Raw genomic sequence first — 12,771 nt, 5'->3', positions numbered from 1 at the left:
TATCATCTGTTTTTTGTAACTCTTCTTGTCGCTAGAGCAAATTGGGCTATCGTCCAGTCTTCTATAATCCAAAATTTGATTTAACTCTAAATTCTTATTCAATATTTGCTTCGTTCAAACAATAATTTTTTCTCTAATAATCAAAAACAGAATAAAAAAGTTATCTACAATCTCTAAAAAAGCATAGTTTCCTAAATAAAAAATATAGCATAGACTTATTATAAGTCTATGCTATAGAATCTACCAAATTAGAAAAATTTATTATTGCTCATACTTTTTAATTACATCTATTACTTCATCTTTATTCTCCACTTTTAATATCTCTTTTCTAAATTCTTCTTTTCTAATCAGAGTAGATATTTGAGATAATAAATCTAAATAACCTGAAGATCGTCCTACAAAATCAGCAATCATAAAGAAAATTTGAACAGGTCTATTATCACGACTATCAAAATCTACTCCTTTTTTAGAGATTCCCATAGCAAAAGATAACTCTTTAACAACCTCACTTTTACCATGAGGAATCGCCACTCCTCTCCCCATTCCAGTTGTTCCTGCTGCTTCTCTTTCCAATATCTTATGATAAAACTCTTCTTTAGAAGAAATTCTACCATCCTTTTCAAACAAATCAACCATCTCTTCCAAAACCTTCTCTTTATTATCCCCTTCTAGCCCAACTTTAATTAAGTTTAAAGTCAACAGATTACTAAGTTTCATCTTAATCTTCCTTTCTCTCTTTTCTAAATTTATTGAGAAGCTTTATTGTATGAATTCTTCTAGATGAAAGACCATATTCCTGCTATTATTGTATATTTTTATTTAGATGGGTTTATATGTTAATGAAATCTCTGTTGATTAATAAGCTCTAATCTACTCTTAATCTAAAATTAAAACCACAGGATTTATGAAGTGCCCCCTATTAAGTAGACATAATAAAAAACGCCCTGTATAATCTAATTAATAGGGGGGATTTATATGGCTAAAAATTATACTAAAGACTTTAAATTAAAAGTTGTTAAGATATATTTAGAAGGAAAAATGGGTTATAGAACAATTAAAAAAAGGTTTGATATAGGATCTACTTCTACTATTAGAAATTGGGTTAAAAATTATAGATTAAATGGTGAAAAAGGGTTAGAGAATAAGAGGAGAACAAGAAAAAATCAATCTAAGAAAGACTCATCAGAAGAAGAAATTTTAAGACTGAAAGCAGAAAATGATTATTTAAAGAAGTTATTAGATATCGAGAGTAGGGATATCCCAAAGCTCTAAAGTTCCAAATAATTAGTGAACTCAGTCATAAATATACTGTTAAAATATTATGTAATATTTCAGGTGTTTCTAGATCAGGGTATTATAAATGGATTAAAAGGCAAAAGACTATTACCACTAAGGATTTGGAAGATAACAAAATTAAAGAAATAATTAAAAAGATTTATAAAGATTATAATGGTAGATATGGATATAGAAGAATTACAACTGTATTTAAAAATGATTTTAAAATAAACATTAATCATAAAAGGGTTTATAGATTCATGAAAGTATTAGGTTTAAAATCAAAAATTAGAAAAAAGAAAAAATATTTTGGTAATAAAAAAGATATAATTGAAAGTCCTAATATTTTAAATAGAAATTTTAAGGCTGAAAAACCAAATCAAAAATGGGTCACAGATATAACCTATTTAAAATTTAATAATAAAACATTATATTTATCCACTATCCTTGATTTATTTAATAATGAAATTGTTTCTTATCAAATAACTTCAAATAACGATATTGAATTAGTTATGAATACTGTAAATGATGCTATTAATAAAAGAAAACTAAGTCAAACTATATTGCATAGCGACCAAGGACACCAATATACATCAAAATATTATAATAGTGAACTGAGTAAATGTGATATAAAGTTAAGTATGTCCAGAAAAGGAAACTGTTTAGATAATGCAGCTATGGAGAGTTTCTTTAGCCATCTAAAGTGTGAATTGATGTATATAAATGACTTTAAAACTGAATCGGAAGTTATAGATTCTATATCAGATTATATCTATTTTTATAATTACAAACGGTGCTTCATTGTAAAATCAAATTGAACAAAATAAAAATAGCCATAGGGCACCAAACTGTAATATAATTAAATCACCACAAAGTAACCAATTACAGGAGGGTGCACACTATGACTTACTTAAATGATACACCAAAATCCCGAAAAAATAAACACTTAAATGCTTATGAACGTGGTCAAATTGCATTATTACATTCCGAAGGAATGAATCCAAATGCTATTGCAAAACGTTTAGGTAGAGCTTCTAATACGATTAGAAACGAGCTAAAACGTGGTACAGTTTCTCAAATTAAAGCTAATAAAAAGGTTATGGCTTATTATCCTGACACTGGTCAAAGAGTTTATGAATCTAATCGCAAAAATTGTGGTCCTAAGTTTAAGCTTTTACAATGTGAATACTTTATTGACTATGTTGTGGAACAATTCTACCAAAAAGGACATTCTCTTGATGCTATATGTGGTGCAGCAAAACTTCATAATAAATTTTCAAAGTCAGAAATGGTGTCTACTAAGACGCTGTATAACTATGTTAACGCTGGATTATTGACAATCAAAAACATTGATTTACCCTTAAAGCTTAAACGCTCTTCAAAAACAAATCGTACTAAAAATAATAAAAAGAAGCTTGGTATAAGTATAGATCAACGCCCTGAAAGTATTAATAATCGTAGTGAGTTTGGTCACTGGGAAATTGACACTATGATAGGCAAAAAGACTAAAAATGAATCAGTTTTACTTACTATGACAGAACGTATGACTCGTAAAGAAATTATTCGTAAAATACCTGCCAAGACTGCTCAAGCAGTTCAAGATGCTATTTTAAAGCTCGTTAATGAAGCAGGAGATTGTTTTCCAAAAGTATTTAAAAGCTTCACTTGTGATAATGGCTCTGAGTTTGCTCAAATGTCATTTTTAGAGCAAATTAGTGATACTAAAGTATACTTTGCACATCCATATTCATCATGGGAAAGAGGAACTAATAAGCGTCATAATGGTCTTATAAGACGCTTTATCCCTAAAGGTAATAGTCTAAACCAATTCTCTATTGAATCTATTGCTAGAGTCCAAAACTGGTGCAATACTTTACCAAGAAAAATCTTAGATTACCTAACCCCTGATGAAATATTTGAAGATAAATTAAAACAAATTCTTTATGACTAAATAACCAAATTATTACAGTTTGAAAATGTTCAATTTATTATTGCAATTTAAGAAAATTATTTTGAACTTAATCAGATAAAAATATGTATTCTTTAAAATCAGCCTCAACTATCAAAATAATACCTTTAGATATTATAAGCCTTATTAAAATTAAAGAATTGTAGTAAAAAATAATCCCCAGCATAAAGTGACTTCTTCGTTTCAAAGTGAGCTTATGCCAAGTCGATTCGGTAGTACCACGATCAACATTGCTTATAAAATAGGAGATAGTAGTTATCTCCTATTGAAACTTAGCACCAAGACCAACCTAAAAAAGGCCTCTGGGAGTTAGGAAGCTTCGATGGACTTACTAAAGTATGACCCAAAGAATGGGCTTTCATACTAGTTCAACATTTCGTAATTAAAATTGAAGAACCAGTGTTAGAGTCGCTTAGGTATCAGATAAAAATTCCATAGTACACAACAGTAAATCAAAACTATAACTAGTATTTTTTTATAATAAAACCAAAAATAAATTCTTAATTTCTATAGAAATTAAGAATTTATTTTACAACTATACATATAATATAACTAGTATGACTAATAATTTCTCAAGCATTTTATCCAATTACTATAAAAAGTTAGCTGTTTAATACTATAACCATAAAATTATTTATAAAAAAAAGAGATCAGGTTCCGCCAAACCTGATCAAAATTAATTTTTATTATTATTCAAAGAATAATGATAGAATAAAATAAATCAACTTTAGTACAGCTATCAAAAGATACTTTAATACAATCTTACTCAAATTAATCATACTTATCACCTCCTATGCCAGAGGATTAAAATAAAAGCCATTGTCAGGTGCGACAATGGCTTTTAGCATTTAATAGATTATTATTTGAGTAACAATTATATTTTAACCTATAGAAACTCCTTTTTTAATATATATATTATAGTAAAGAAATAATTATTACAGCTATAGATAATAAAATCAATTTTTTAATAAATTTTTTTCTAATGAAATAGATCAGTAATTATCAATAAATACTAATAAAAAAGTCATGGCTGAATATTCAGCCATGACTTCTTAGAAACTCATAATATCTATCTCTTCTTCTTTTTTAGAATTACTTTCAATAGTTACCGATAATTTAATAGGCAAACAGACTATCACCTGATAAGACTCACTAATCCATCCCATATTTGAATGAATAGGTAATGGTGATATGTCTTGACTTAAGCGATCAAGTTTTACCTTTCCATCCTTGATCCTAAGCATCCCTTGATAGGTTTCCCCTTCAAAGTTAAAATCAAATTTTATCTTTTTAAGTCGATTATCTTTTTCTAACCTATAGCGATATAACTCTTGATCATCAAGAATTATTACTATTTGCTTGTTAGTACCGCTATCAGCTATTATCTTCGGTGTTAAAAAAATCATCAAAATGCTAAGTAATAAAATAGATAAAATTAATATCTTATCTGCTCTAGTTGTAATTTCTTTTAACTGCCCTAAATTTAATTCTTTAATCATAATAAACCACCTATCTATATAAGTTTAACTATTTACTTTGACAAAACTCGTGAAAAAACTTTAGTCATTTGATAAAAAAGATAATACCTGCTGATGAATAATTTCTTTTTCATCACTTATGGTACATACATGACCTGCATTATCTAACCATAATATATCCTTCTCTTGACTTGAAATATTCTTATAAATAATTTCAGCACTAATTGGCTTGACTGTTCTATCATTTTTAGACTGAATAATCAATGTTGGGACAGTTATCTTGGTTAAATTTTTCTTTGCTATTTTCATCAGCTTTAACAAACTAGGAACAGTTGCAATAGGCGTTGCACCATAATATACATCATAATCATCTTGATCACTTTGAAGAATCTCTACTTTACTTCCCTTAAAACGCTTAAAATGCTTTAAGACAGGTGTTAAATAAGCTAATTTACTATATATTTTGATTGGAGCAGCAATTGGAATAACCTTCTCTACATTATATTCCTCTGCTAAAATCAAAGAAATAACTCCCCCCATAGATAAACCCATAACGTAAACCTTATTATATTCTTCCTCCAATTGTTTATACTCTTTCTTTACATAGTCAAGCCACTCCTGCCAATCCCTCTTCTCCATATCTTCAACAGAAGTGCCATGACCAGGAAGTAAAGGAGCACTAATAGTATAGCCCCCTTCTTGGTTTAAGAACTCACCTAAATATCTCATATGACCTGCTGAACCAGTAAAACCATGAATTAATAAACAAGCTTCATCATTGCCTTTAAAAAAGAATGGTTGAGCATATTCCTTCACATCCACATCACCCATAAATACCCCTCCCTAATTTATAAAAAGAAGCTTAATTTTATTATATCATATAATCAAAAAGATAATCTTAACATAAATTTATTAATATTAATAAAATATTTAGCAGATTATAAATATATCCAGACTACCAAATAATGATAACCTTGTTATAAAGTGACAGTAACGAGTGACTAGTAATAGGTGACATGTTAAGTTATTTACCTTACTCGTCACTTGTCACTAGTTACTGAAGTGTCTCAATTTCTATCTAATAAGCTCTTCTTCATCAAATTATTAATTACCTTTAAATAAATTAGAAAAGAGGCTTCTAAGAAGCCTCTTTTCTAATTTGACTATATTATCATAAATATTTTTATTAATTGTCTCTAATCTTATGACCTTCTCCAATCTCTCCTGCCTTTGTAATAGCATATTTGGTTGCCAATGGGCCAAAGACTTCAGTTAGAGCAGCTGTAAATAATAAAGTATTAAATACCAATAATCCTACATTAAAACCCCCTGTTGGTGATACAAAATGCTTTTGAACTGTATAAGCCAAGGCAATTGCTACTCCACTTTGAGGCAGCAGACCAAGACCGACATATTTCTTAATCTTCTCTGGAGCATTAGATAAGTAAGCACCTAATGAAGCTCCACCTACCTTTCCAATTACACGAGCTAAAGTATAGACAAATGCCAAAGTTAAGAAGCTAACAGATGCTATACTATCTAATCTGATTTCTGTACCAGCTAAGATAAAGAAGAAAGCATATAATGGAACTGTTAAAGTCTCCATATACTCAGCAATTCCTAAATTCTTTCGAGCAAAATTTCGATAAGCAAAACCAATAGCCATATTAGTTATTAATGGCGATAAATGAAATAGAATTGCAATTGCTGAACCTCCTACTATAGTAGTTACTAGATTCAAAATCTTTTTAGTCTTATCCTCAATAGAACTCATAAATTTCTGTGATAAATAACCGATTAAAATACCAATAAGTACTGAACCAACTATCTCTATTACTGGTGCTAATACAGCATGACTCAAAGATAGTCCTCCTTGCCCTAAATATAAACTTAGAGCAATTGGCTCAACTAAACTAAATATTATTAAGGCAATAGCATCATCTATTCCAACAATAGCTAAGATCATAGAGGTTAATAGCCCTTCAGCATTATATTCTTTTAAGACCATAACTGTAGCTGCAGGAGCAGTTGCTGAAGCAATTGCGCCCAATACTAAAGCTAAATATAAAGGCTTACCTATAGCTAAAATTGCTAAAGTTACTATCACAAAAGCACCAAAGGCCTCTAAAATAGCTATATATACAATTTTCTTCCCTAAACTTTTTAGTATTTTTAATGATAATTCACTACCTATAGTAAAAGCAATAAAAGCTAAAGCAAAATTAGCAATATAATCAAATCCCTCTATAGTAAATGCATACCACTCTTTTTGTTCAGCTGACAGAAAAGGTAACCATTCGATCACATTAATGCTTAATCCAATTCCTAAAAATACATATCCCACTACAATAGGAACTCTATATTTTTTAGCCAATATTACTACTAATAAGGACATAAATATTAAAAATCCTGTTATATAAATAGCTTTATCACTAGCTTGATGAACTAAAAACCATTCTCTCATTATCTGTAATCGTTCGATTAATTCTAAATCCATTTTTTCACCTCTATAAAGGAATAGAGAGTTATAATTATAACTCTCTATTCAATCTCATAATTTATATTAATCATTAATTTCTCCTGCTTTAGTAATAGCATACTTAGTTGCCAAAGGACCTATAACTTCAGTAATAGCAGTTGTAAATAATAGAATATTAAACACTAATAAACCTACACTAGGAATATCAATGAAATCCCTTTGTACTGTATAAGCTAAAGCGATAGCTGCCCCAATTTGAGATAATAATCCCAAACCAATATATTTCTTAACTTTTGGTTCTGCCTGGGCAAGTGAAGCACCTATAGATGCCCCTGTAACCTTACCAATAATTCTAGCAGTTGTATAAACTAAGGCTGTTATTAGAAAAGCAACAGAAGTTATAGCAGTAATTCTAATCTTAGTACCAGCTAACATAAAGAACATAGCATATAAAGGTATCGTTAAAGTCTCCATATCTTCAGCAATTCCAGGATTCTTAGTAGCAAAGTTTCTATAAGCAAAACCTACAGCCATATTAGTTATTAATGGAGAAAAATTTAAAAATACTGCAGTCGCTGATGCACCCAAAACAGTTGCCACCAATGTCAATACTTTCTTAGTCTTATCTTCAAACTTAACTATAGCTTTAACAGATATATACCCTATTACAATTCCGCAAACAATTGCACCTATTACTTCTACTAACGGTTCAACAAAAGCAGTCATAACAGATAATTCTCCCGAACCAGATGCTTGAATTAATGAAATAGGCTCTGCAAAACTAAAAATAGTAAGGGCAACTGCATCATCAATACCCACTACTGCTAATAATGTTGATGTTAAAGTTCCTTCAGCATTATACTCTTTTAGCACCATTACCGGGGCTGCAGGAGCTGTTGCTGAAGCAATAGCTCCTAAGATTAGAGCTATATAAAAAGGCTGTCCAATTGCTAGCATTGATAAAGTAACTAATATTGCTGCTCCAAAAGACTCTAATAGTACAATAAAAGTGATCTTCTTACCTAGATTTTTTAGCACCTTTATTGACAATTCACTTCCTATAGTGAAAGCAACAAAGGCTAATGCTAAATCAGCAACATAATCAAAGCTTTCAATAGAAAAGGCATACCATTCCTTGACTTCCTCTGATAAGAAGGGTAAGTGTTTGACAATACTTACACTAAATAATATACCTATAAAAACATATCCTACGACAATTGGCATCTTGAATTTCTTAGTAAAGAGAACAATAAATAGAGCAAAAACTATAAATATCCCTATTATATATAATAACTTATTACTTACTTGATTAATCAATAACCACTGCTGCAACTGATGAAAATTACTTACCGCATCTAAACTCATATCTGTTTTTCCCCTACCTCTAATAGATAATAAAGTAAGTCTGCCCTGGAAATATAACCTCTTAATTTATTATCATCATTTACAACATAGAGGTATGATTCTTTATTATCTAGCATAATATCAGCTATATTGTCCATCTTATCTAATTCTCTAACTGCAGCAGTATTGGTTGACATATACTCTTCTACTTTTCTATCTTTAATTTCTTCTAAATTTTCAGCGGCTTGATTGACTTCATATAATAGACGATGGCTTTCTAAAATTCCATATTGTTCTGGAATAATATTCTTTAAAATATTCTTACTATAAATAGTTCCCATAAAACGATTCTCAGAATCAACAACTGGCAATACAGACATCTCTACTTTATACATTGCTTTAATAACATCTTCAATTCTGTCCTCTTCACAGACCGAATTAAGAGTTCTCATCATATACTTTCTAACGATACTCATCTATTTACACCTCCAATTTTTTAACTGAAATATTAGCTAATTTCTTTTCTATCATAGATCTATCAGCTAAGAATATATCTTTAGTTTCAGCTATAGCTAAAGCTGCTGCTCCAGCATATTTATTAGCTTCTAAAAAATCAAATCCATTTCTAGATACATAATCAAAGAATCCAGCATTATAAGCTTCACCTGCACCAAGCCAGTTTCTTAAACAGAAGTTATTTGGTGACAATTGATAAATTGTACCATCTCTATCAAATAATAATCGATCACAGTGAAAAGGTAGCATTACATATTCTGCCCCTTCTTCTTGTAACTTCTTACCGGCCCAAATATAATCTTCATCACTTACTATCTTCTTATCCAAAATTTTATTAGTATGCTTAAAATAAGGAGCAACTACTTTAGGCCCTTCAGATAAAGAACGGTTTAAAACTTCTCCACTAGCATGTAAATAAACCTCTTTACCTGCAGTATGACAAATTTTGATTAAACGTTGATAGATACTAAAATTAACTCCCTCAGGAATAGAGCCCGATATCATAATAAAGTCACTATCTACAATTCCACGCTTAAAACGCTTAATTAAATTTTCTACATCATCTGGTTCTACCTTATATGTATAATCGTTATAATGGGTATAAGTTACAGGATCTCTAGAAATAATAAATATATTATTTCTGATCTCACTTTCAGTAAAGATATAATTAGTTGTAATCCCACACTCCTGTACCATTTTCTCAAAAAATAGCCCTTGTCTCCCACCAACAAAGCCAATATTCTGTACATCACTATGACCTATCTTTTTTAAATTAATAGCACTTAATAAACCTTTTCCTCCTGGTGATACTTTAATATCACGTTCAGTATATAGATACTGATGTTCACGAGGCTTATTTTCAGCCACAAAATACTCTCTATCAATGGCTGGATTTAATGTAACTGTAGTAATCATTTAATTCCCCCCTCAAAATAAATCATTATTATATTAATACAATTTTATTATATTATACTCCTTTAGCGACAATTTTTAAAGCTAATAAAAGAATAATAATTATAAATTATTATTATATAACCCTATAAAAACAAAATATAAATTTAAAATTAGCTACTTATATTAATTTAAAAATTTGCCAAATAAACTTCAGCTATCAGAATTAATATAAATCTCCAACTTTAAAATAAAAGTTAATGGATATAAGGTGACAGTAACAAATGACTAGTACAAGGTGACAAATCAACTTATTTACTACTTACTAGTTACTAGTTACTTAAGTTTTTCAGACCTATCTATAACAACATATTAATATATTCATAAAAATAGTTTAGAAAATTATTAATATTAAATTTAATATTAATAATTTTAAGTTTCATCACATTTTCGTAAAGAAATTAGTTTATACTTATAAATGTAATATAAGTTAAATAAGCTTTCTTTACTCCCCTCCAAATAATAGTTAACTTAAATAATCACAAAACCATAGACTAAAAAAAGTAAATTACTCTGCCTATATAGGCAGAGTAATTTACTTTTTAATTTATTGTAGCAAAAACTTCATCCAAAACTTCAATAACTTGATCAACATGCTTTTTACTGATAATTAGTGGTGGTAAAAATCTCAAGGTATTCTTTCCTGCACTAAGAACTAAAATCCCTTTTCGTAAAAGCTTCATTACAATCTCTTTTACTTCTATGTCCAATTCTAAACCAAGCATTAACCCCATCCCACGTAATTCTTTAATAAACTTATACTTATCAGTTAATTCTAATAATTTCTGTTTGAAGTATTCACCTATTTCTTTAGTATGATCTAATAACCCTTGATCCAATATAACTTTTAATGTAGTATAAGCTGCTCTGCAAGCCAAAGGATTTCCTCCAAAAGTTGAACCATGATCTCCTGGCTCAAAGGCAGATGCAACTTCCTCTTTAGCCAAAAATGCACTAACAGGCACTCCATTCCCTAAAGCTTTAGCTATAGTAAAGATATCTGGCTCTACTCCATACTCTTCATAAGCAAATAAACTTCCTGTTCGTCCAATACCAGTTTGAATCTCATCAAAAATTAATATTATTCCCTCTTTATCACAAATTTCTCTTAACCCTTGCAAATACTTCTTAGTAGCTGGGTTAACTCCACCTTCACCTTGAATAGGTTCTACCATAATCGCTGCTGTTTGCTCAGTAATTGCTTCTTTTATCATATCTAAATTATTATAATCAACATGCTTAAATCCAGTAGGAATTGGCTCAAAGGGTTTTTGATATTTATTCTGCCCTGTAGCAGCCAAAGTGGTCAAAGTTCTACCATGAAAGGAATTAATAGTAGTTATAATTTCATATCTATTTTCACCTTTGGCTTTAAAATATTTCTTGGCCAATTTGATAGCACCCTCATTAGCCTCTGCCCCACTATTACCATAAAAAACCTTATCTGCACAAGAATTATTAATTAATAGTTTAGATAATTTAGCCTGAATTTCAAAATAGTAAAGATTAGAAGCATGTAATAATTTTTCTACCTGCTCTTTTAAAGCTTCCGTAAACTCTGGATAGTTATAGCCTAAAGCATTAACGGCAATTCCTGCTGTAAAGTCTAAATATTTATTCCCTTGCTGGTCATATAAGTAGACTCCTTCTCCTTTCTCTACTACTATTGGAAATCTAGAACCAAAGACATTCATAAAATAATCTTGATCTGCCTGAATAACCTGTGACTTTTCCATACTAACTCCTCCTTTTTTAAGTTCAATAACGAGTGATGAGTAAGAAGTGACAAGTAAAAGATTAGGAAGATCTGATCTTTGCTACCTTCTCACCGCCCGTAACTCTTCACTGCTTTTCTAACTATCTATATATCATAGTTCCTATTCCTTTAGCTGTAAATATCTCTAAAAGTAACGCATGCTCCATTCTTCCATCAAGAATATGAGTGCGTTTAGCCCCTTTTTTTAATGCATTTATGCAAGACTGTACTTTTGGAATCATTCCTCCTACAACTTTCTTATCCTCTATCATCTCTTCAGCCTCCGATATCGTTAAACGAGAAATTAGAGAATTCTTATCTTCTGGATCTTCCAAAATCCCTTCTATATTAGTTAATAAAATTAACTTCTCTGCATCTAAAGCAGCTGCTAATTCTCCAGCAACTAAATCGGCATTAATATTATAACTAGCACCAGCTTCATCTACACCTACTGGAGCAACTATTGGCAAGTATCCATTATCTATCATTGTCTCTAATATTTCAGGATTAATCTTTTCTACCTCTCCTACATAGCCTAAATCGACCTCTTCATCTACACTATATTTCTTGGCTTGAATTAAATTATTATCTTTTCCTGATAAACCTACTGCTTTATTACCAGCCAAATTTGCTAAAGATACAATCTGACTATTTACCTTACCTAATAAAGCCTGTTCTACTACCTCCATAGTATCTTGGCAAGTAATCCTTAACCCTTGATGAAAATCACTTTTTATATTTAACTTATCTAGGTTTTCACTAATTACAGGCCCACCACCATGAACAATTACTGGGTTAACCCCAACATATTTTAATAAAGTGATATCTTTTAAAACCGAAGCCATCACCTCTTTATTTACCATAGCATTACCACCATATTTTATAACAACAGTCTTATCAGAAAACTTCTTCATATATGGTAAAGCCTCCATTAAAATATCAGCCTTTTTAATCAACTCTTCCATCATTATTTTCTCACCTCATTTATTTGCTGGCTACTAGA

12 protein-coding genes are annotated in these 12,771 nt (G+C 30.0%); 3 read left to right on the top strand and 9 right to left on the bottom strand.

Features of this window, described 5'->3' with window-relative positions; genetic code table 11:
- Positions 1-261: 261 nt before the first annotated feature.
- The gene (locus OREMA_RS0115835) at positions 262-717 is read right to left on the bottom strand and encodes a PTS sugar transporter subunit IIA (RefSeq protein ID WP_018250226.1); all 456 of its coding nucleotides are present in this window, start codon (positions 715-717) and stop codon (positions 262-264) included.
- 258 nt (positions 718-975) lie between these two features.
- On the opposite strand from OREMA_RS0115835, the gene OREMA_RS0115830 reads away from it, so the two are divergent.
- From OREMA_RS0115830 to OREMA_RS0115820, 3 genes are all read left to right on the top strand, one after another.
- Positions 976-1,272, top strand: coding sequence for a helix-turn-helix domain-containing protein (locus OREMA_RS0115830; protein ID WP_018250225.1), 297 nt, complete (start codon positions 976-978; stop codon positions 1,270-1,272).
- Between the two features lie 8 nt (positions 1,273-1,280).
- Positions 1,281-2,093, top strand: coding sequence for an IS3 family transposase (locus OREMA_RS0115825; RefSeq protein WP_157280096.1), 813 nt, complete (start codon positions 1,281-1,283; stop codon positions 2,091-2,093).
- A gap of 83 nt (positions 2,094-2,176) precedes the next feature.
- Positions 2,177-3,226 carry an IS30 family transposase gene (locus OREMA_RS0115820; RefSeq protein ID WP_018250223.1) on the top strand — a complete coding sequence of 350 codons (1,050 nt, stop codon included), beginning with the start codon at positions 2,177-2,179 and terminating at the stop codon, positions 3,224-3,226.
- A 1,070-nt stretch (positions 3,227-4,296) separates the two neighbouring features.
- Here OREMA_RS0115820 and OREMA_RS0115810 read toward each other — a convergent pair.
- The 8 genes from OREMA_RS0115810 to argB all read right to left on the bottom strand — a co-directional run bounded on the left by OREMA_RS0115810 (position 4,297) and on the right by argB (position 12,733).
- Positions 4,297-4,743, bottom strand: coding sequence for a NusG domain II-containing protein (locus tag OREMA_RS0115810; protein ID WP_018250221.1), 447 nt, complete (start codon positions 4,741-4,743; stop codon positions 4,297-4,299).
- A 60-nt stretch (positions 4,744-4,803) separates the two neighbouring features.
- Positions 4,804-5,553 carry an alpha/beta hydrolase gene (locus tag OREMA_RS0115805; protein WP_018250220.1) on the bottom strand — a complete coding sequence of 250 codons (750 nt, stop codon included), beginning with the start codon at positions 5,551-5,553 and terminating at the stop codon, positions 4,804-4,806.
- A gap of 355 nt (positions 5,554-5,908) precedes the next feature.
- On the bottom strand, positions 5,909-7,219 hold the full coding sequence (locus OREMA_RS0115800) for a cation:proton antiporter (RefSeq protein WP_018250219.1): 1,311 nt from the start codon (positions 7,217-7,219) through the stop codon (positions 5,909-5,911).
- Between the two features lie 66 nt (positions 7,220-7,285).
- Positions 7,286-8,566: a cation:proton antiporter gene (locus OREMA_RS0115795; RefSeq protein ID WP_018250218.1), complete on the bottom strand. Its 1,281-nt coding sequence runs from the start codon at positions 8,564-8,566 to the stop codon at positions 7,286-7,288.
- The gene (locus OREMA_RS0115790; RefSeq protein ID WP_018250217.1) at positions 8,563-9,021 is read right to left on the bottom strand and encodes a CBS domain-containing protein; all 459 of its coding nucleotides are present in this window, start codon (positions 9,019-9,021) and stop codon (positions 8,563-8,565) included. The genes OREMA_RS0115795 and OREMA_RS0115790 overlap by 4 nt, the downstream gene beginning before the upstream one ends.
- 4 nt (positions 9,022-9,025) lie before the next feature.
- Positions 9,026-9,976 (bottom strand): 1-phosphofructokinase family hexose kinase, encoded by a 951-nt coding sequence (locus OREMA_RS0115785; RefSeq protein ID WP_018250216.1) that lies wholly within the window; start codon positions 9,974-9,976, stop codon positions 9,026-9,028.
- A 578-nt stretch (positions 9,977-10,554) separates the two neighbouring features.
- Positions 10,555-11,748 carry an aspartate aminotransferase family protein gene (locus tag OREMA_RS0115780; RefSeq protein ID WP_018250215.1) on the bottom strand — a complete coding sequence of 398 codons (1,194 nt, stop codon included), beginning with the start codon at positions 11,746-11,748 and terminating at the stop codon, positions 10,555-10,557.
- A gap of 121 nt (positions 11,749-11,869) precedes the next feature.
- Positions 11,870-12,733 carry an acetylglutamate kinase gene (gene argB / locus OREMA_RS0115775; protein WP_026189039.1) on the bottom strand — a complete coding sequence of 288 codons (864 nt, stop codon included), beginning with the start codon at positions 12,731-12,733 and terminating at the stop codon, positions 11,870-11,872.
- Positions 12,734-12,771 lie beyond the last annotated feature (38 nt).

The sequence above is a fragment of the Orenia marismortui DSM 5156 genome, assembly GCF_000379025.1.
GTDB lineage: Bacteria > Bacillota > Halanaerobiia > Halobacteroidales > Halobacteroidaceae > Orenia > Orenia marismortui.
This window is presented reverse-complemented; position numbering and strand designations above follow the sequence as displayed.